General features: G+C 71.5%; 17 protein-coding genes. 6 read left to right on the top strand and 11 right to left on the bottom strand.

Going from position 1 to position 19569, the window contains the following annotated elements; genetic code table 11:
* Nucleotides 1–5: 5 nt before the first annotated feature.
* The gene (locus RS86_RS14035; protein ID WP_045272845.1) at nt 6–386 is read right to left on the bottom strand and encodes an ArsR/SmtB family transcription factor; all 381 of its coding nucleotides are present in this window, start codon (nt 384–386) and stop codon (nt 6–8) included.
* Between the two features lie 216 nt (nt 387–602).
* On the opposite strand from RS86_RS14035, the gene RS86_RS14040 reads away from it, so the two are divergent.
* Both RS86_RS14040 and RS86_RS14045 read left to right on the top strand, forming a co-directional pair.
* Nucleotides 603–2348, top strand: coding sequence for an ABC transporter permease (locus tag RS86_RS14040; RefSeq protein ID WP_045272846.1), 1746 nt, complete (start codon nt 603–605; stop codon nt 2346–2348).
* Between the two features lie 97 nt (nt 2349–2445).
* Complete coding sequence (locus tag RS86_RS14045) at nt 2446–3807, top strand: nitrate/sulfonate/bicarbonate ABC transporter ATP-binding protein (protein ID WP_045272847.1); 1362 nt, start codon at nt 2446–2448, stop codon at nt 3805–3807.
* Between the two features lie 44 nt (nt 3808–3851).
* On the opposite strand, the gene RS86_RS14050 is transcribed toward RS86_RS14045, so the two are convergent.
* From RS86_RS14050 to RS86_RS14070, 5 genes are all read right to left on the bottom strand, one after another.
* Entirely contained in the window at nt 3852–4670 is an 819-nt protein-coding gene (locus RS86_RS14050; RefSeq protein WP_045272848.1) for an HpcH/HpaI aldolase/citrate lyase family protein, read from the bottom strand.
* Nucleotides 4667–5152 (bottom strand): MaoC family dehydratase, encoded by a 486-nt coding sequence (locus RS86_RS14055; RefSeq protein ID WP_045272849.1) that lies wholly within the window; start codon nt 5150–5152, stop codon nt 4667–4669. The genes RS86_RS14050 and RS86_RS14055 overlap by 4 nt, the downstream gene beginning before the upstream one ends.
* A complete protein-coding gene (locus tag RS86_RS14060; RefSeq protein ID WP_045272958.1) occupies nt 5149–7188 on the bottom strand; it encodes an acetyl/propionyl/methylcrotonyl-CoA carboxylase subunit alpha in 2040 nt (679 codons plus the stop codon). Before RS86_RS14060 ends, RS86_RS14055 begins: the two co-directional genes overlap by 4 nt.
* A 113-nt stretch (nt 7189–7301) precedes the next feature.
* Entirely contained in the window at nt 7302–8906 is a 1605-nt protein-coding gene (locus RS86_RS14065; protein ID WP_235281783.1) for a carboxyl transferase domain-containing protein, read from the bottom strand.
* 106 nt (nt 8907–9012) lie between these two features.
* Nucleotides 9013–9570, bottom strand: coding sequence for a nucleoside phosphorylase (locus RS86_RS14070; RefSeq protein WP_045272851.1), 558 nt, complete (start codon nt 9568–9570; stop codon nt 9013–9015).
* Nucleotides 9571–9682: 112 nt separating this feature from the next.
* On the opposite strand from RS86_RS14070, the gene nadE reads away from it, so the two are divergent.
* Complete coding sequence (gene nadE, locus RS86_RS14075) at nt 9683–10501, top strand: ammonia-dependent NAD(+) synthetase (protein WP_045272852.1); 819 nt, start codon at nt 9683–9685, stop codon at nt 10499–10501.
* 90 nt (nt 10502–10591) lie between these two features.
* The gene (locus RS86_RS14080) at nt 10592–14308 is read left to right on the top strand and encodes a TM0106 family RecB-like putative nuclease (RefSeq protein ID WP_082076790.1); all 3717 of its coding nucleotides are present in this window, start codon (nt 10592–10594) and stop codon (nt 14306–14308) included.
* Nucleotides 14309–14345: 37 nt separating this feature from the next.
* Here the strand turns inward: RS86_RS14080 and upp are convergent, their stop codons facing one another.
* The 3 genes from upp to RS86_RS19940 form a co-directional block, all read right to left on the bottom strand.
* Complete coding sequence (gene upp, locus RS86_RS14085; RefSeq protein WP_045272853.1) at nt 14346–14978, bottom strand: uracil phosphoribosyltransferase; 633 nt, start codon at nt 14976–14978, stop codon at nt 14346–14348.
* A gap of 79 nt (nt 14979–15057) precedes the next feature.
* Nucleotides 15058–15258: a DUF6186 family protein gene (locus RS86_RS14090; protein ID WP_045272854.1), complete on the bottom strand. Its 201-nt coding sequence runs from the start codon at nt 15256–15258 to the stop codon at nt 15058–15060.
* Nucleotides 15255–15866 (bottom strand): hypothetical protein, encoded by a 612-nt coding sequence (locus RS86_RS19940; RefSeq protein ID WP_152642184.1) that lies wholly within the window; start codon nt 15864–15866, stop codon nt 15255–15257. Before RS86_RS19940 ends, RS86_RS14090 begins: the two co-directional genes overlap by 4 nt.
* 95 nt (nt 15867–15961) lie before the next feature.
* Between RS86_RS19940 and RS86_RS14100 the strand changes: the two genes are divergently transcribed.
* Entirely contained in the window at nt 15962–16429 is a 468-nt protein-coding gene (locus RS86_RS14100; RefSeq protein ID WP_327037103.1) for a nucleoside deaminase, read from the top strand.
* 225 nt (nt 16430–16654) lie between these two features.
* Here the strand turns inward: RS86_RS14100 and RS86_RS14105 are convergent, their stop codons facing one another.
* Both RS86_RS14105 and RS86_RS14110 read right to left on the bottom strand, forming a co-directional pair.
* Entirely contained in the window at nt 16655–17545 is an 891-nt protein-coding gene (locus tag RS86_RS14105; protein ID WP_045272855.1) for an alpha/beta hydrolase, read from the bottom strand.
* Nucleotides 17546–17561: 16 nt separating this feature from the next.
* On the bottom strand, nt 17562–18533 hold the full coding sequence (locus RS86_RS14110; RefSeq protein ID WP_045272856.1) for a cation diffusion facilitator family transporter: 972 nt from the start codon (nt 18531–18533) through the stop codon (nt 17562–17564).
* A gap of 127 nt (nt 18534–18660) precedes the next feature.
* Here RS86_RS14110 and proC point away from each other — a divergent pair, with 127 nt between their 5' ends.
* The gene (proC, locus tag RS86_RS14115) at nt 18661–19497 is read left to right on the top strand and encodes a pyrroline-5-carboxylate reductase (RefSeq protein WP_045272857.1); all 837 of its coding nucleotides are present in this window, start codon (nt 18661–18663) and stop codon (nt 19495–19497) included.
* Nucleotides 19498–19569: the final 72 nt, after the last annotated feature.

The raw sequence follows: 19569 nt of genomic DNA on the forward strand, positions 1-19569 counted from the left end.
CGGGGTCAGCCCGCGGACTGGAACCTCGGCCTTCGGGGAGGGCGGCGCTCATCCGGATCGAGGGCGATCGTGCCGTCGGCGGCGATGTGCTCGAACATGGCCTGCACGAGCGTCACGATATGCGGGTCGTCCACGCGGTACAGCTGTCGCCGGCCCTCGCGGCGAGAGGAAACGACTCCGGCGGCGCGCAGTTTGGCGAGCTGCTGGCTGGTCGCGGGGATGCTTGCCCCTGTGCGTTCGGAGAGCGTCGTCACGTCGCTCTCCCCGCCGGCGAGCAGCCAGACGAGATGCAGCCGACCAGGCACCGAGAGCAGGTCGAACGTCCCCGCGGCGGCGGCGAGGCGCTCGGGGGTGGCGGGGATGCGGCCTTCGTAGGGCGTGCTCACGGGATCCTTCCTGCATTCATTTGCGCAACCGATTGAATGAGGCTATCGTACTTCGTGGCCCGGTGCGCGGGCCGTCCGACCGCGAGCCGAGGAGGTGATGACGGTGAGTCATCCTGCTGATCAATCCCGTCCCCTCTTCCTCCGCGCTCGCCGGATGCGCCGCTGACCTCCTGATCAGCGGCTCGCTCGGGCGGCGCTCGTCTCATGGAGCCCGCCATGACGATCCTCCGTCCCTTCGCCGGCCACACGTCCGTCGGCGCCCGCTCGCGCACCCGCCTCATCGCCGACGCCGTCGTGCTGGTCGGCTTCGCGGTGCTGCTGTTCCTGCTGATCCGCCTCGCCGAGGGAGTGGGCGCACCGTTCACCCCCGCGAACGCGGCGGCGAGCGTCTCCACCGACCCGGCGCACCTGCCGTACTACGCGCTGCGCTCGCTCCTGCGCATGTTCGTCGCGCTGCTCGCATCCCTGCTGTTCACCTTCGCGTACGCGACGGTGGCGGCGCGGTCGCGTCGGGCTGAGAAGATCCTCATCCCGCTGCTGGACATCCTGCAGTCGGTGCCGGTGCTCGCGTTCCTGTCGGTCACGCTCACGATCTGGCTGGTGCTCTTCCCCGGATCCATGCTCGGTCTGGAATGCGCCTCGGTGTTCGCGATCTTCACGAGCCAGGCCTGGAACATGACCTTTGCGTTCTACAGCTCCCTGACCACGCAGCCCCGTGAGCTCGACGAGGCGGCGAGACTGCTGCGGCTCACGAAGTGGCAGCGCTTCTGGAAGCTGGACGTCCCGAGCGGCATGATCCCCCTGGTCTGGAACGGGATGATGAGCTTCGGCGGCGGCTGGTTCTTCCTCGTCGCGTCCGAAGTGATCTCGGTCAACAACCACACCTATGCCCTGCCCGGCATCGGATCGTATGTCGCCGCCGCGACCGAGCAGCAGGACGTCCCGGCGATCCTCCTCGCGATCGGCGTGATGGTGCTCATGGTGATCGGCGTGAACACGCTGTTCTGGCGCCCGCTGACCGCGTGGGCGGAGAAGTTCCGCACCGGCGACACCTCGGCCGCCGTCCCGCAGCGCAGCATGACGCTCGCCGTGCTCCGGCACTCCGGCGTGCCGCGCTACCTGGGCATGGTCCTGCGTCCGGTCGGCCGCGGGCTCGACGCCGCGACCCGGCCGTTCGGACTCGCCGATCGCCCGCTCCGAGTGAACGCCGGCCGGCGTCGCGCCGGCGACATCGTCTTCGGCGTCGTCGTGGGCCTGCTCATCGCCTGGGGCGCGATCGAACTGCTGATCTACATCCAGGGATCCGTCGGGCTGGCGGAGTTCGGGACCGCGATCCTGCTGGGCCTCGTCACGTTCGCCCGGGTCGTCGTCCTCGTGCTCGTGGCGACGCTGATCTGGGTTCCGATCGGGGTGTGGATCGGGATGAATCCCAGGGTCACCCGGTTCGCGCAGCCCGTGGTGCAGGTGCTCGCGAGCTTCCCCGCCAACTTCCTGTTCCCGTTCTTCACGCTGCTGCTCATCGCGACGGGCGTGAGCCTCGACATCGGCGGCATATTCCTGATGGCGCTGGGCGCGCAGTGGTACATCCTGTTCAACGTCATCGCCGGCGCCTCGGCGATCCCGGCGGATCTGCGCGAGGCGTCGCTGAACCTGGGCGTCTCGCGGTGGCTCCGCTGGAAGCGGCTGATCCTGCCCGCGGTGTTCGCCTCGTGGGTGACCGGAGGGATCACCGCGGCCGGCGGCGCCTGGAACGCGTCGATCGTCTCGGAGGTGGTCGGCTACGGCCACACCACCCTCACCGCGACAGGCCTGGGCGCCTACATCGCGAACGCCACCGCGGCGGGGGATTTCGCCCGCACGTTCGTGGGGGTGATCGTGATGACGCTGTTCGTCGTCGGCATCAACCGGTTGTTCTGGCGCCGCCTGTACCGGATCGCCGAGAAGCGCTTCTCCCTGACCTGACCTGACCTGACCTGACCTGACCTGATCTGATCTGACCTGATCTGACCTGATCTCTGATTCCCGATTCCTGATTCCCGACTCTTGTAGGAGGTGCCCCATGGCACTGAAGACCGCTCGCACGCCCGTGACGCTGGAGACCGGCGCGCCGCTCATCGACATCGATCGCGTGACGAAGTCGTTCCCCTCCGCCGACGGCACCACGCTCGACGTGCTGTCGGAGATCTCGCTCACGCTGCGCAAGGGCGAGATCGTCGCCCTGCTCGGCAAGTCCGGATCCGGCAAGTCGACGCTGCTGCGCACGATGGCGGGGCTCATCGCGCCGACGACCGGGGAGGTGCGCTACCGCGGGGAGCGGCTCGACGGCGCGAACCCCGGCGTGGGGATGGTGTTCCAGTCGTTCGCCCTCATGCCGTGGCTCACGGTGCAGGCCAACGTCGAGCTGGGTCTCGAGGCCCGCGGCGTGCCCGCGGCGGAGCGCCGGGAGCGGGCGCTCGCCGCGATCGACGTGATCGGCCTGGACGGATTCGAGTCCGCGTATCCGCGCGAGCTCTCCGGCGGCATGCGCCAGCGCGTGGGCTTCGCGCGCGCCCTGGTGCTGCGCCCCGACGCGCTCCTCATGGACGAGCCGTTCTCGGCGCTCGACGTGCTGACCGCGGAGAACCTCCGGGGCGAGATCATGTCGCTCTGGGCGCAGCCGGACTTCCCGACCTCCGCGATCTGCATCGTGACGCACAACATCGAGGAGGCGGTGCTGCTCGCCGACCGGGTGATCGTGCTGGGATCCAATCCAGGGCACATCAAGGGGGAGGTCCCGATCCTGCTGCCCCGCCCGCGCGACCGCCGCAGCCCGTCGTTCGAGGCCACGATCGATGCGCTCTACGCCGTGCTCACCGACACCGAGCGCACCGCGGTCCCGGCCTCGGCGCCGAGCCCCCTCAGCCACCCTTTGCCGGACATCACGGTCGGCGGGCTCGCCGGCCTCATCGAGATCGTGCATGCGCACAACGGGCAGACCGATCTGCCGGATCTCGCCGACGAGCTGTCGTTCGAGGTGGACGACCTGCTGCCACTCGTGGACGCCGCGCAGCTGCTGGGACTGCTCGAGGTCGAGGGCGCGCAGGCGTTCCTCCGCGGGGGAGGGCGGGAGTGGCTGACCGCCGATATCCAGACCAGCAAAGAGCTGTTCGCGGCGCGCGCGGTGCAGAACGTGCCGCTCATCAGGACGATCGTGAAGGCGCTGGAGAACAGCGACGACGGCGCGCTGCGCGACGACTTCTTCCTCGATCTGCTGCGGCGCGGATACACGGCGGAGGACGCCCGCAAGCAGCTCGACATCGCGATCGACTGGGGGCGCTACGGGGAGCTGTACGACTACGACGCCGACACGGGAGAGCTCGTGCTCGGCGAGCTCGCCGCCGAGGCGGAGCGGCATCTGGCCGCGGGGAGCGCTGCGGACTGAGCTCGGGGGCACGTTCGCGCCCGGCCCGGCTGCCTGAGTCCGGGTCAGCCCGCGAGGATCGCCCTCGCCTGGCGCAGCACGGGCTCGTCGACCATGCGTCCCTCGAAGCGGAACACCCCAGGCCGGTGCTCGGCCTCGGCGAGCACCCGCTCGGCCCAGTCCCGCTCGGCGGGCGTCGCGGCATAGCCCTCGCGGATCACCGCGACCTGACTCGGGTGGATGCAGGCGGTGGCGTCGAAGCCGCTGGCCGCCGCATCGAGCACCTCGGCGCGGAGGCCCTCGACATCGGCGATGTCGAGGTGCACGGAGTCGATCGCCGCCTTCCCGAAGGCCTTCGCCGCCAGCAGCACGCGGGAGCGCGCGTGGCGCGCGACGTCGCGGTACCGGCCCGCATGAGCGCCCGCGGTGAACCGGCTCGACCGCCCTGCCATGCTCGCGACGAGATCCTCCGCGCCCCACATGAGCCCGATGACCGCGGGGTGCGCGGCGATCTCCTCGGCGTGGACGACGCCGCGCGCGGTCTCGCACAGCGCGAGCACCTGCAGGCCGGCGGCGTGCAGGGCGTCGAGGTCGGCGGCGGACTCGGCCTTGGCGAGCATCACCACGCGATACGCCGTGCCGCCGAGGGCGTCGAGGTCGAGCGCATGGTCGGGGGTGCTCGCCGGGTTCACCCGCACGATCGTGCGCTCCGGATCCAGTGCCGAGGCGGCGACCTTCGCGCGGGCGGCGGGCTTGTCGTCCGGCGCGACCGCGTCCTCGAGGTCCATGATCGCCGTGTCGGCGGCGGCGAGGGCCTTGGCGTAGCGGTCGTCACGATCCGCGGGGCAGAACAGCAGGGCGGGGCCGTGGATCGCGGCGCTCATCGGCTCTCCTCGACGGGAAGGCACTGCATGAGCGTCGACCGCGTGGCGAGGGCGACCACGGCGCCGTCCTGATTGCGCCCGGTGTGCGCGAACTGCACGATGCCCTGTCCAGGGCGCGACGAGGACAGCCGCTTCGACACGATCAGCGTCTCGGCGTAGAGGGTGTCGCCGATCCGCACGGGGGCGGGGAAGGACACGTCGGAGAAGCCGAGGTTCGCCACGATCGTGCCCATCGTGAGCTGCGCGACGGAGAGCCCGACGAGTGTGGACAGGGTGAACATGCTGTTCACCAGGCGCTCGCCGAATTCGGTGCCGGCGCTCCAGGCCGCATCCAGATGCAGGGCCTGGGTGTTCATGGTCAGGGTCGTGAACAGCACGTTGTCGGCCTCGGTGACCGTGCGTCCTGGGCGGTGCAGGTAGACCGCGCCCTCCTCGAACTCCTCGAAGTAGAGTCCGCGCTGCTCGATGCGCTTCTCGCTCACGTCGTCTCCTGTGGTTCGCCCGGCGCGTCGGATGCCGCGTCATCGGATGTCGCGTCGCCGGCATCGGGGGTGATCGTCGCCAGGGTCTGTCCGCGCGCGACGGTGTCGCCCTGCGCCGCGTGCAGCGAGACGGTGCCGGTGACGCCCGCGCGCAGCACGTGCTCCATCTTCATCGCCTCGACGACGAGGACGGGGTCGCCCTCCTCGACCCTGGAGCCGTCGGACGCGTGCACGAGCACGACCGTCCCCGGCATGGGGGAGTCCAGATGGGGCTGCGTCTCCGCGGCGGTGGCACCGCCGTGCGAGACGCGGTCCACGGCGACCTCGAAGACCGCACCCGCGTGCGCGACCGCGATCCGATCGGATCCGGTCGCGTACGCCGCGATCGTGCGGGTGACGCCGTCGATCGTGATCGTGCACCCCGAGGGCTGCTCGGCGCGCCGCGCCGCCGCGACGGGGGAGGACCCGTCGACCGCGACCGACAGGGCGGATCCGGATCCGGTCACGAGCACCTCGGCGCGGCGCTCGCCGCAGACCAGCGCATAGCGGCGCGGGGCGGGGATGCCGAGGCGCCAGCCGTCGAGGCGACTCCACGGGCTCGACACCGTCACGGCCTCTGGCACGCGGGCGTCGTCGAGCAGCAGCGCCGCCTCCGCGAACACGCGCGCATCGGCTTCGGCGAACGCGAGGTCGTCGAAGCGGCGGGCGATGAGGTCGGTGTCGAGGTCGCCCGCGACGACCTCCGGAAGCTCGAGCAGCGCCCGCACGAACTCCACGTTCGTCGGGAAGCCGAACACCGCGGTCTCGTCGAGCGCCCGCACCAGCCTGCGGCGGGCCTCGTCGCGATCCGCGCCGTGCGCGATGATCTTCGCGAGCATGGGGTCGTAGTCGATCGACACGTCCAGGCCGTCGGCGATCGCCGTGTCGACCCTGATCCCCTCGCCCCCGGGGTGGATCACGCGCTGCACCCGGCCGCCCGTGGGCAGGAAGCCGGAGGCGGGATCCTCGGCGTAGATGCGCGCCTCGATGCTGTGGCCGCGCAGCACGACGTCGTCCTGCGCGAAGGCGAGCGCGTGGCCTGCGGCGATGAGCAGCTGCTGCTCCACGAGGTCGAGCCCTGTGACCTGCTCCGTGACGGGATGCTCCACCTGCAGTCGCGTGTTCATCTCCATGAAGAAGAACTCGTCCGGCCTCGCGGCCTCGACGATGAACTCGACGGTGCCGGCGCCGCGGTAGTCGACGCTGCGGGCGGTCTCGCAGGCCGCCGCGCCGATCGCCGCACGCGTGGCCGCATCGAGCAGCGGGGACGGCGCCTCCTCGATCACCTTCTGGTGCCGGCGCTGCAGCGAGCACTCGCGCTCGCCGAGGTGCACGACACGGCCGTGCGCGTCCGCGAGGATCTGCACCTCGATGTGCCGCGGGGTCGTGAGGTAGCGCTCCAGGAACAGCGCGTCGTCGCCGAAGCTCGCGGCGGCCTCGCGCCGCGCCGCGGCGATGGCGTCGGCGAGGTGCGCCTCGTCCTCGACCACGTGCATGCCCTTGCCGCCGCCGCCCGCCGAGGGCTTGATGAGCAGCGGATAGCCGATGCCCGGCGCCGCGGCGATGAGGTCCGCATCGCTGAGACCTGGGCGGGCGATTCCCGGCACCGTGGGCACGTCGCGCTCGGCGACGGCGAGCTTGGCCGTGATCTTGTCGCCCATCGTGCGGATCGCGTCCGCGGTCGGCCCGATGAACACGATCCCGGCGTCGGCGCACGCCTGCGCGAATGCGGCGTTCTCGGCGAGGAAGCCGTAGCCGGGGTGGATCGCCTGTGCGCCGGTCGCCCGGGCGGCGTCCAGCACGGCGTCGATGTTCAGGTAGCTCTGCGCTGCGGGGGCGGGGCCGATCCGCACGGCGACGTCGGCGAGGGCGACGTGCCGGGATCCGGCGTCGGCGTCGCTGTAGACGGCGACGGAGCGGATCCCGAGTCGGCGCAGCGTCGCGATGACGCGGCAGGCGATCTCGCCGCGATTGGCGATGAGGACGGTGTCGAACATCTCGCGCCCCACGCCCCCCTCCGGTCGGCGCTTCGCGCTGCCCGGAGCCTCCGGGGCGCGTGGGCCCTGCTCAGTGCGGCGCATGTCAACCGGCTCTGTATGACGCATCTCACTCACATCCGGAAGACGCCGAATTGCCCGCCGGATGCTGCACCGGCGGCCGGCTGGTCGGTCGAAGGGGCCCGCATGACGACGTCGAGCGCGAGGCCCAGCACATCGCGGGTCTGGCCCGGCTCGATGATCCCGTCGTCCCACAACCGGGCCGTGGAGTAGTAGGGGCTGCCCTGCTCGTCGTAGGCGGCCCGGATCGGGGCCTGGAACTCGGCCTCCTCCTCGGTCGACCAGGATCCGCCCGCCGCCTCGATCTGATCGCGACGCACGGTCGACAGCACCGACGCGGCCTGCGGTCCGCCCATGACCGACACGCGGGCCCCTGGCCAGAGCCAGAGGAACCGCGGCGAGTACGCCCTCCCGCACATCGAGTAGGTGCCGGCGCCGAAGGATCCGCCCACGACGACCGTGAGCTTCGGGACCGACGCGGTCGCGACGGCGTTCACCATCTTCGCGCCGTGCTTCGCGATGCCGCTCGCCTCGTACTCGCGACCGACCATGAAGCCGGTGATGTTCTGCAGGAACAGCAGCGGCGTGCGGCGCTGCTCGCAGAGCTGGATGAAGTGCGCTCCCTTGAGCGCCGACTCCCCGAACAGCACCCCGTTGTTCGCGATGATCCCGACGCGGTGTCCGTGGATGTGCGCGAACGCGGTCACCAGCGTGGTGCCGTACTCGGGCTTGAACTCCGTGAACGCGCCGTCGTCGACGATGCCGCGGATGATCCCGCGCGCGTCGTACGGCACCGTCAGCTCGACCGGGACCGCGTCGAGCAGATCGACGACGGGTGGTTCCACGACCGCGGCGACCGGATCCGCGAGGCCGGGGGAGGGCGGCAGCGTCGCCACGATGTCCCGGACGATCTGCAGCGCGTGCTCGTCGTTCTCTGCGAGGTGGTCGGCGACGCCGGAGACCCGGGTGTGCACCTCTCCGCCGCCGAGGTCCTCCGCGCTCACGACCTCGCCAGTCGCCGCCTTCACGAGCGGAGGGCCGCCGAGGAAGATCGTGCCCTGGTTGCGTACGATCACCGTCTCGTCGCTCATCGCAGGGACGTAGGCGCCGCCCGCGGTGCTCGAGCCCATGACCGCCGCGATCTGCGGGATGCCGTCGCGGGACATCCTGGCCTGGTTGTAGAAGATGCGGCCGAAGTGGTCGCGATCGGGGAACACCTCGTCCTGCATCGGCAGGAACGCGCCGCCGGAGTCCACGAGGTAGATGCAGGGCAGCCGGTTCTCGGCCGCGATCTCCTGCGCGCGCAGGTGCTTCTTGACCGTGATCGGGTAGTAGGTGCCGCCCTTGACCGTGGCGTCGTTCGCGACGACCATGACATGCCGGCCGTGGACGAGTCCGATCCCCGCGACCACGCCGCCCGAAGGGGCGTCGCCGCCGTACAGGCCGTAGCCCGCGAGGGGCGCGACCTCGAGGAACGGGCTGCCGACGTCGAGCAGGTGGTCGACCCTGTCCCTGGCGAGGAGCTTGCCGCGCTCGGTGTGGCGGATGCGGGACTTCTCCGGTCCCCCGAGAGCAGCCTCTGCGCGGCGCACGCGCAGCTCGTCGACGAGCTCCCGGTAGGTCGGCGCTGGCGCGCTCGGCGCGGATGACTGCGGCACGGAACCCTCCATCGGGTAGGGCCATCGGGCGAGGATGGGACTCGTGATTCAGATTAGCGAGCGTTAACTGAAATGTCCACGGGTCACTCGCCCGGAGTGCGCGCGTTCAGACCCCGTACTCGTCGCCGATGCGGTCGCGGAGCTGGATGCTGCAGGCGGCGACGGTCTCGTCCCACACCGTGGTGGCGCCGTCCTGGGCCGTGTCGGAGATCGCGCGCAGCACGCGGATCGGCACGTCGAACTGGTCGGCGACCCACACGTAGGCGTAGGTCTCCATGTCGACGAGGACCCCGCCGAGGCCGCGGATCCGCTCGACCACCGCGACATCGTCGACGAAGCTGTCGCCCGTCGCGATCACGAGGCCGTCGCGGCCGGTCGCGACGCGCGGCGGCAGCGAGACGTGCTGGCCGATCACGCCGTCCAGATCCTGCACGTCGTGCTGGATCGCGGCGGTGATCTCGTAGACGCCACCCGGGAGCTCCGGATCCACTCCGCCGGCCGTGCCGACGACGACGATCTCCTCGTACGCGGCCGCGTCGAGCGCGCGGGTGAGGCCGTAGGCGGCCTTGAGCTTGCCGGGGCCGGTCACGAGCCGGTCGAAACCCTCCAGCGACTCGGGGAAGGCCTGCAGTTCGGACGCGAGGGCGGCGACGAGGAGTCTCATGCCTCCATCCTCGCAGGCGCGGTCCGAGCGTCGCCTGCGTTCACGCGCCGGTGCTTCGACAGGCTCAGCAACCGGAATCGACGCATACTGGTTCCACGACCGAAGGAGAAGCATGACCCTGCAGCAGGACATCGCCGCCGATCTCGGAGTGCGTCCCGACATCGACCCCGCCGCCGAGATCGACCGCCGGGTCGGCTTCGTCGTCGACTACCTCCGGCGCACGGGTGCCAAGGGCTACGTGCTGGGGATCTCGGGCGGGCAGGACTCGACGCTCGCCGGGCGCCTCGCGCAGCTCGCCGTCGAGAAGGTGCGCGCCGAGGGCGGCGAGGCGACGTTCATCGCCGTGCGCCTGCCCTACCGGGTGCAGCACGACGCCGACGACGCGACCGCGGCGATGGCGTTCATCGCCGCGGACGAGGGCGTCGAGGTCAACATCGAGCACGGGGTCGACGGCCTCGAGAACGACCTCGAGGCCGCGGGCCTGGAGGACGTCGCCGACTTCCACCGCGGCAACATCAAGGCGCGTCTGCGGATGGTCACGCAGTACGCGATCGCCGGTCAGCGCGGCATGCTCGTGATCGGCACCGATCACGCCGCCGAGGCGGTGACCGGGTTCTTCACGAAGTTCGGCGACGGGGCGGCCGACCTCACGCCGCTCGCGGGGCTCACCAAGCGGCAGGGGCGCGCGCTGCTGCTCGAGCTCGGCGCATCGGACCGCCTCGCCTACAAGGTGCCGACGGCCGACCTCCTCGACGGCACGCCGGGGCGCGCCGACGAGGACGAACTCGGGCTCACCTACGAGCAGATCGACGACTTCCTGGAGGGGCGCCAGGTCGAGGCGAGTGCGGCCGAGCGCATCGAAGCGCGCTACCTCGCCACCTCGCACAAGCGCCGCCAGCCGGTCACGCCCGACGACACCTGGTGGCGCTGAGGCGGGGGGTCCTGACCCGGTGATGTCGGCGGTCCCGTCTAGGGTCGAAGCGACGGCCTGATCGGTCGCCACCCGAAGACAGGAGCCGTCGTGCGCGTGATCACCCCCTCCGGATCCGACCGGAAGCGCGTGATCTGGAGCGCTACGGATCTGAAGCTCGCGGCGGAATGCGAATTCGCCTGGGCACGCGCGGTCGACGCGAAGCTCGGGCGGGTCGAACCGGTCGAGGATCCGGAGGATGCCACGCTCGCCCGCGCCGCGGCGATGGGCGATGCGCACGAGCTCGTGGTGCTCGACGACTACATCGCCGAGCACGGGCGATCCGTCGACGGAGGGCCGGGCGTGATCGAACTGCCCAAGGTGTCGTCGACCGATGCCGAGGCGCTCGCGGGCGTCGTCGCCGACACGCTGCGCGCGCTGCGGTCCGAGGCGACGGTGGTCTACCAGGCCGCGTTCTCGACGCCCGAGTTCGTCGGGTTCGCCGACTTCCTGAGCCGCGACCCGGACGGCCGGTGGCGCGTGCAGGACTCCAAGCTCGCCCGCACGGCCAGGGTCACGGCGCTCATGCAGCTGGCGGCATATGTCGACCAGCTCGATCGGCTGGGCATTCCGCGCTCCGACGAGGTGGATCTGATCCTCGGCGACCGCAGCATCTCGACGCATGCGGTGAGCGATCTGCTGCCGCTGTTCCACGTGCGGAGGGCCCGCCTGCGCGCCCTCATCGCCGACCGACGCATCGACGAGGGCGCGGTCGGTGCCCCGCTCGCCTGGGGCGATGACCGCGGCGACCTGCAGATCGTCGCGTGCGGGCGCTGCGCCACATGCGAGCTCGAGGTCGTGGCGCACCGAGACCTGCTGCTCGTCGCGCGTATGCGTCCGGTGCAGCGGGCGCGCCTCCGCGTCGCGGGCATCCGGACGATCGACGACCTCGCGGCCACGGCCGATGCCCCAGAGGGCATGAGCACCGAGACCTTCGAGGCGCTGCGCGCGCAGGCCCGGCTGCAGCTCGCCGCGATGGCCGCGGAGGCCGAGTCCGCGGCCATCGCCGCCGACGCGCAAGGCGCCGCCGACGCGCATCCGGTGCCGCCGTTCGAGGTCGTCTCCGCCGCGGCCATCGGCATGATGCCGCGCCCCAGCCGCGGCGACCTGTTCTTCGATTTCGAGGGGGATCCGCTCTACACCGAGCAGTGCGAGGGCGAACCCCAGGAGAACAAGCTGTGGGGCCTCGACTACCTGTTCGGCTGGGTCGACGATGCGGAGCAGTACTCGGCGCTGTGGGCGCACGACTTCGCGGCGGAGAGGCAGGCGCTGCTCGACTTCCTCGACTTCGTCGCCGCGCGGCGCGCGGCGCACCCCGACATGCACATCTACCACTACGCGCCGTACGAGACCTCGCACCTGCAGAACATGGCGGAGCGCTACGGCGTGGGTGAGGCCGAGGTCGACCGGCTGCTCCGGGAGGGCGTGTTCGTCGACCTGTACCCGCTGGTGCTGCGGACGGTGCGGATCGGATCCCGGTCGTACTCGATCAAGAAGCTCGAGCCGCTCTACATGGGCGCGGAAGTGCGCACGAGCGATGTGCAGAAGGGCGACGACTCGATCGTCCAGTACGTGCAGGCGCGAGGACTCGCCGCCTCGGGGCGCACGGCCGAGGCCGATGGGATCCTCGCCGATCTCGCCGACTACAACCGCTACGACTGCGTCTCGACGCGCCGCCTGCGCAACTGGCTCGTGGGTCTCGCGCGCGAGGCCGGTGTGCTGCCGGCGCCGCCGGACGAGCCGGAGACCCGCGCCTACGAACCGGCGCCGCTCTCGCTCGCGCTCCAGGCCGAGGGGCAGCGCGTGCAGGCGGAGGGCGGAGACGGCCAGACGTACCGGGTCGCTGCCGCTGCGATCGACTACTTCCCGCGCGAGGCGAAGAGCTTCTGGATCTCGCACTTCCAGCGCCTGCGCGAACCCGTGACGCTGTGGGAGTCCACGCGCGACGTACTGCGGGTCGACCCCGACCGCTCTGCGGTCGCGCAGGACTGGGGGCAGGAGGAGGGCGCCCGCGCGGTCACGCGCCTCGTCGACCTGCACGGCGAGGTCGCGCCGGGAAGCACCCTGAACGTCGGCGGCAGTCCCTTCGCGCTGTACGAGGCCCCCGCGCCGTTCTTCGGAGAGTTCCCCACCCGCGTGATCCACGTGCCGCACGAGGTCGAGATCGTCGAGGTGCTCGACGACGGGTACCGGATCCGGGAGCGCTCGATCGGCGGGCAGACCTGGGACGAGCTGCCGCTCGCGCTCACCCCGGCCTCACCGCCCCGGGTGAACTCCCTGCAGGGCGCGATCGAGGAATGGGCCGGATCCGTGCTGTCGGCGTCACCGGAGTTCCCGCAGGATCCGGCGACCGATGTGCTGCGCCGGATCGTGCCGCACACGCTCTCGGGCGGGCCGCTGCCGGTCGTGGAGACGGGACCCGACGGGCACCCCGGCGGCAGCGCAGACGCCGCCGATGCGATCGTGCGGGGCGTGCTCGACCTCGACCGCAGCTACCTCGCCGTGCAGGGCCCTCCCGGCACCGGCAAGACCTACACGGCCTCGCACGTCATCGCCCGGCTCGTGAACGACCACGGATACCGCATCGGCGTGGTCGCGCAGTCGCACGCGATCGTGGAGAACCTGCTCGACCGGGTGGTCGCGGCCGGAGTGCCTGGCGAGCAGGTGGCGAAGGCGCCGAAGGATCCGCACGGGCAGGAACCCGTCTTCACCGTGATCCGCAAGGACGGGATGGCCGGGTACCTCGCAGAGCAGGCCTCTGCGGGTCGCGGCTGCGTGGTCGGCGGCACCGCCTGGGACTTCTCCAGCACCCGGCGCGTGCAGCGCGGCGAGCTCGACCTGCTCGTGATCGACGAAGCGGGTCAGTTCTCGCTCGCCTCCACGATCGCGGTCGCCGTCTCCGCGCAGCGCCTGCTGCTCCTCGGCGACCCGCAGCAGCTGCCGCAGGTCAGCCAGGGCACGCACCCCGAACCCGTCGACACCTCGGCGCTCGGCTGGGTCATGCACGAGAAGGCCGTGATCGATCCCGCGCACGGGGCCTTCCTCGCCCGCTCCTGGCGGATGCACCCCGAGGTCGCGGCCCCGGTCTCGCAGCTCGCGTACGCCGGTGCGCTCGCCTCCGCGCCCGGCACGGAGCGGCGCGTGATCGACGGCGTCGAGCCCGGGCTGCACGTGCGGCCGATCCGGCATCGTGGCAACGCCACGCAGTCGCCAGAGGAGGCTGCGGAGGTCATCCGGATCGTCCGCGCGCTGATCGGCCGGGAGTACTCCGACGGCATGGAGGGCGCGCCCCCGCGGGTCCTCGAGCAGGCGGACGTCATCGTCGTCGCGCCCTACAACGCGCAGAAGCAGCTGATCCTCGATGTGCTCGCCGAGGCCGGTCTCGACGAGGTCGCGGTGGGCACGGTCGACAACTTCCAGGGCAGGGAGGCCGTGGTCTCGATCACGTCGCTCGCCGCCTCGAGCGGGCGGGACGCCCCGCGCGGACCCGAGTTCCTGCTGCTGCAGAACCGGCTCAACGTGGCCATCTCGCGGGCCAAGGTCGCCGCCTACCTGGTGCACTCGCCGGCCCTGCTCGACGATCTCCCGTGGACGCCCGAGGGCGTCGCCCGGCTCAGCGCGTTCGCGCACCTCGTCGGCGCCGACCGCGACGATGCGGGGCAGTACTCCGCGGGGCCGGCTGGCGCGAACGCGGATCAGGACCGTGCGGATCCGGATGACATGGATCCGGTCGAGGCGGAGCCGGTGGGGTGGATCCCGAACCGGTGAGCGCGGCGTCGCGGGGCCCGCGGCGACCGGGCTCGCCTCAGACCGTGCCGTACAGGCGGTCTCCTGCGTCGCCGAGGCCGGGCACGATGTAGCCCTTCTCGTTCAGGCGCTCGTCGAGTGCGCCCAGGACGAGGGTGACGTTGCGGTCGCCCACGAGCCTCTCGATCGCCTCGACGCCCTCGGGCGTGCCGAGCAGGCAGATCGCGGTCACATCGTCCGCACCGCGGTCGAAGAGGAACTGGATCGCGGCCGCGAGGGATCCGCCGGTCGCGAGCATCGGGTCGATCGCGAAGCACTGACGTCCGCTGAGATCGTCCGGGAGGCGCTCGGCGTAGGTCGTCGGCTCGAAGGTCTCCTCGTCGCGGACCATGCCGAGGAAGCCGACCTCGGCCGTCGGCAGCAGCTTGACGAGGCCCTCGAGCATGCCGAGACCGGCACGCAGGATCGGGACGACGATCGGCCGCGGCTCGGAGATCTTGACGCCCATGGTCGTGGTGACCGGGGTGGTGATCTCGACCGGGCTCACCCGCACATTGCGGGTCGCCTCGTAGGCGAGCAGCGTCACGAGCTCCTCGGTGAGCTGGCGGAACACAGGCGACGGGGTGCGCACATCGCGCAGCACCGACAGCTTGTGGGTGATGAGGGGGTGGTCGGCGACGTGCACACGCATAGGTACAGGGTACTTCGCCCTGAGCGCCGTGCGATGCGCGGATTCCCGTGACAGCGTCGTGCCCGTGACAGCGTGCCCGTCACAGCGTCGTGCCGGCGAGGAAGTGCCAGCCCAGCCACCACCAGACGACGACCACCGCGATGCGCACGGCGCGATCATCGAGCAGCCGGTCGAACAGCGCGGTCACGGTCGCGTCCGGATCCGCGCGCCGGATCCGCCACGTGCCCAGCGCGAGCAGAGCGGCGCACAGGGCGAAGTAGGCGATGCTGAGGAGAGTCATCGCCGGGGTCCTCTCCGTAGCAGGAAGAGGCCGCCGGCCAGCCAGGCCGCGGTGAACAGGATCCTGCCGGGCACGCCGTCGAGCAGCGGGTCGAGCAGGTCGCTGAGCGCGTAGGAGGGCGCATCGGGGTGGATCCGGCTGAGGATGAACTGCGCGAGCTCCCAGAGGCAGCCGGCGACCAGGATCCCGCTCCATATCCAGGCCAGCCGCCGCAGGCCGGGCGTCCACGGTCGTGGTCCTTCGGGAGAGCCGGGCCACGCCAGCGCGAGGGCGGCGATCCCGATCGCGGCCACGGCCGACACCATGCCGCCGCCATGGCGGGGGAGCACGCCCACGACGAGTCCAGCGAGCGCCGCGCCCACCATGATCACCCGCAGCGGCACGGGGCGCGCGGTGAGGGGAGGCGTCCACCGGGCTGCGACGACGAGCAGGGCCGCGCCGAAGAACACGACCGTGTCGAGCCACTGCGCGCGCACGACCTGGACGATCCCGATCAGCACCAGCACCGCGACCCAGCACAGGACGGGCCAGCTCAGCGCGCGCGACGGGCGGCCCGCCGCGCCTGCCTCCGCATCCGCCTGAGCGCCCATGACACCCCTGATCCGCATGCTACTCACGCGACGCGGGGGAGCGGCGGGATCCGGCCGGGATCGGGGGAGACCTGCAGCGGCCCTCCGGCTAGGCTCGACCGTCGGGAGGACCGGTGAACGCACCACGAATCGTCACGGACGACACGGCGATGGATCGCGCGCTGGCGCTGGCCGCCGAGGCCGCCCAGGCGGACGAGATCCCCGTCGGCGCCGTCGTGCTCGACGCGGAGGGCCGGATCCTCGCCGAGGGACGCAACAACCGCGAGGAGACGGCGGATCCCACCGGCCATGCCGAGATCGTCGCGCTCCGCGCGGCCGCTGTGGCGCAGGGATCCTGGAACCTCACCGGCTGCACCCTCGTGGTCACGATGGAGCCGTGCGTGATGTGCGCGGGGGCGATCCTGCAGTCCCGTGTGGCGCGCGTCGTGTTCGGCGCCTGGGACGACAAGGCCGGTGCCGCCGGATCCCTCTACGATGTGCTGCGCGACCGTCGGCTGCCCTACCGCGCCGAGGTCGTCGGCGGCGTTCGCGAGGACGAGGCCGTGGAGCAACTGCGCGCGTTCTTCGCCGAGCGACGCTGACCCGAGACAGGATCCGGGATCCGGTCTCGGTCCGGGACGGCTGAGTTTGGGGCGCAGCTCCAGGTTTTGGGGCGCGTCCCGCCACGTTCGGGTGTCCTGGCGCGCCCCAAACCGGCGGATCGCGCCCCAAACCGGCGAACGCTCGCCCCGAGAGCCCCGAGAGCCCCGAGAGCCCCGCGAGTCCCGACCGGCTCCGTCCCGCCCGACCCGGCCCCGTCCCGCCCGTCAAGCCTTCGGACGCCGCGACGCGAGCCGGGCCAGGCGCTGCAGCGCGACAAGGTACGCCTGCGCCTGCGGATCGAAGTACCCGGGGTGCCGTCCGCCGCGCTCGTCGACCTCGGTCTGCGACGCGTGGCCGTCGGTGGCCTCGCCCTGCTGACCGCCCGAGCCCGGGATGGGCCCGCCATCGGACCCGTACACGATCGTCCCCTCGATGTCGCGGGGGTCGACCGGATGCGCGCCCAGCCGTCCCAGGGGAGCGGTCGCGTCGCTCGAAGCCTCCGTGGCGTAGAACGAGAACTCGCGCTTCGAGATCGCCTCCGCCACGGCGTCGGCGGCCATGTGCGTCATCCCCGCCGAGGCGATCGAGAACGCCATCGAGACCGGGCCCGCGCCGTCCATGAGCACGAGCTCACCGAACAGCGTCGACGAGTAAGAGTAGGCGAGCACGGCGATGCGCGCACGGGGATGCCGGTGCCGCATGCGCACCAGATCTCCCGCGAGCCGTGCCGCCCCCACGGTCGCGTGCTTGGTGGCGAGCGCAGACAGGTGGGTTCCCGAGTCGTAGCCGAACCAGGCCACGGTCGCGATGCGGACGGATCCGCCGCGCAGCGCGCTGGCGCGGATCGTGTCGGCGCACAGCCGCTGGGCGATGCCCGCCCAGCCTCGGAAGGCGGCGAGATCCGTGTCGATCCCGTGCAGCACGACCACGATCAGCTCGGCCGCATCGAAGTCGCCGAACGCCACCGCGGCGCGCGGCTCTTCGCCCTCGAAGAACAGCGAGATCAGGCGCGCCTGCGAGTCGGCGTGCAGCACGTCCTGGACGTTCTGCAGCTTCTGCCGCGCGTCCGCGGACAGGGTGGGGTCGGCGAGCGCCTCGGCGAGCGGATCGACCACGACGGTTCCGCGCCGGTCAGTCGGCCGAACGCAGCACGAACGTGTCGGTGGGCGGGGTGGGATCCAGAGCCGGACGGTAGATGTCGGGCTCGAGATAGATCACCCGCGCCGCCGGCACGGCCTCGCGGATGCGGATCTCGATCGCGTCGATGTCGTCCGCCGCCGCGCGCACGGTCTTGTCCGAGGTGAGCGCGATCTTCGCGGCGACGAGCAGCTCGTCGGGGCCGAGGTACAGGGTCTTGATGTGGATGAGCTTCTCGACCTCGTCGCCCGCCAGGATCGCGTCGACGATCCGGTCGTAGTCGGCCTCGTTCGCGCCCTCGCCGACCAGCAGGCTCTTGGTCTCGATGCCCAGCACCACCGCGATGAGCACGAGCAGCAGGCCGATCATGAGCGTGCCGAGCGCGTCGAAGACCGGGTTGTGGGTGAGGAGGGTGAGGCCGACGCCGAGGAGCGCGAAGACGAGACCCGCCAGCGCCCCGGTGTCCTCCAGCAGCACGACGGGCAGCTCCGGCGCCTTGGCGCGACGGATGAACGACACCCACGACTGCCCCTTCGGGCGGACGTGGTTGCTCTCCTTGATCGCGGTCCGCAGCGAGAACGACTCGAGCGCGATCGAGACCACCAGCACCGCGAGCGGCAGCCACCACCAGGTCCGGTCGATCTCGTGCGGCTCGATGAGCTTCTGCACGCCCTCGTAGATCGCGAAAAGGCCGCCGACTGAGAACAGGATGATCGACACGACGAACGCGTACACGAAACGCTCGCGGCCGTAGCCGAAGGGATGCTCGCGATCGGCTCTGCGCTGCGCCTTGCGGCCGCCGAGCATGAGCAGCAGCTGGTTGCCGGAGTCGGCGACCGAGTGGATCGCCTCGGCGAGCATCGAGGCGGATCCGGAGAGCAGCCAGGCCACGAGCTTCGCGACCGCGATGCCCAGGTTCGCGAGGAACGCCGCCAGGATCGCCTTGCCGCCACCGGATGCACTCATGCCACGAGTCTATGTCGGGCGGTGCCGCCCATGACTGAGCCGATCCGCGCATGGCGGCGCCGATCGCCCGCGGAGTTCGAGCAGGGGATCCGGGCGCACCGCGAGCCTCGGCTCGTAGGATGGCCGCATGGTCGATGCACTCCCCTCTGTCGCGTTCCTCGGTGCCGGTTCGATGGGAGGCGCGATCCTGCGCGGCCTCGTCGCCAGCGCGATCCCGGTCGATGGCGGCATCACCGCCACCAACCGCACGTCCGCGCGCGCCTCCGAGCTCGAGGGACTGCCCGGCGTGCGATCGATCGCGCTCGAGCAGCAGCCCGACGGCAACGACGTGGCGGCCGGCGCGCGCATCGTCGTCGTCGGCGTGAAGCCCGCCATGGTGCCGGATCTGCTCGACGAGATCGCCCCGCATCTGCGTGAGGACGCGATCGTGGTGAGCATCGCGGCCGGCGTCACCCTGGCCACCTTCGCCGCGCACCTGCCCGCGGGCACGAGCGTGCTCCGGTCCATGCCGAACACCCCCGCGACCGTGGGCCGCGCGGTGACCGGGCTCGCTGCGGCCGCGGACGTCACCGACGAGGAGCGCGCGCTCGTGCGCCGGCTCTTCGAGACGGTCGGATCCGTGATCGAGGTCGCGGAGGAGCAGATCGACCCGCTCTCGACGATCTCCGGATCCGGTCCCGCGTACGTCTTCCTGCTCATCGAGGAGTTCACCAAGGCCGCGATCGGCAAGGGCTTCGCCGAGCCCGAGGCGCGTCTCATGGCCGAGCAGACCTTCATCGGCGCGACCGCGCTGCTGGAGGCGTCGGGGGAGGACCCGGCCGAGCTGCGCCGCCGCGTGACGAGCCCCAAGGGCACGACCGAGCGTGCGATCGCGGTGCTGCAGGATGCGGACCTGGACGGCCTGTTCTCCCGGGCGACCGACGCCGCGCTGGCCCGGGCGCGCGAACTCGCCGCCGGAGCCTGAGCCGCCGGAGCCTGAGCCGCCGGAGCCTGAGTCGCGGGCCGGCGCTCCTCGAGTCGGGGAGCGCCGGCCCGC

The organism is Microbacterium azadirachtae, from assembly GCF_000956505.1.
GTDB lineage: Bacteria > Actinomycetota > Actinomycetes > Actinomycetales > Microbacteriaceae > Microbacterium > Microbacterium azadirachtae_A.

What these genes read in the sequence shown, in the direction of transcription:
- RS86_RS14040 (WP_045272846.1), top strand. Translation starts at nt 603, where the DNA reads ATGACGATCCTCCGTCCCTTCGCCGGCCACACGTCCGTCGGCGCCCGC.
- RS86_RS14045 (WP_045272847.1), top strand. Translation starts at nt 2,446, where the DNA reads ATGGCACTGAAGACCGCTCGCACGCCCGTGACGCTGGAGACCGGCGCG.
- RS86_RS14050 (WP_045272848.1), bottom strand. Translation starts at nt 4,670, where the DNA reads ATGAGCGCCGCGATCCACGGCCCCGCCCTGCTGTTCTGCCCCGCGGAT.
- RS86_RS14060 (WP_045272958.1), bottom strand. Translation starts at nt 7,188, where the DNA reads ATGTTCGACACCGTCCTCATCGCCAATCGCGGCGAGATCGCCTGCCGC.
- RS86_RS14070 (WP_045272851.1), bottom strand. Translation starts at nt 9,570, where the DNA reads ATGAGACTCCTCGTCGCCGCCCTCGCGTCCGAACTGCAGGCCTTCCCC.
- nadE (WP_045272852.1), top strand. Translation starts at nt 9,683, where the DNA reads ATGACCCTGCAGCAGGACATCGCCGCCGATCTCGGAGTGCGTCCCGAC.
- upp (WP_045272853.1), bottom strand. Translation starts at nt 14,978, where the DNA reads ATGCGTGTGCACGTCGCCGACCACCCCCTCATCACCCACAAGCTGTCG.
- RS86_RS14090 (WP_045272854.1), bottom strand. Translation starts at nt 15,258, where the DNA reads ATGACTCTCCTCAGCATCGCCTACTTCGCCCTGTGCGCCGCTCTGCTC.
- RS86_RS19940 (WP_152642184.1), bottom strand. Translation starts at nt 15,866, where the DNA reads ATGCGGATCAGGGGTGTCATGGGCGCTCAGGCGGATGCGGAGGCAGGC.
- RS86_RS14110 (WP_045272856.1), bottom strand. Translation starts at nt 18,533, where the DNA reads ATGAGTGCATCCGGTGGCGGCAAGGCGATCCTGGCGGCGTTCCTCGCG.
- proC (WP_045272857.1), top strand. Translation starts at nt 18,661, where the DNA reads ATGGTCGATGCACTCCCCTCTGTCGCGTTCCTCGGTGCCGGTTCGATG.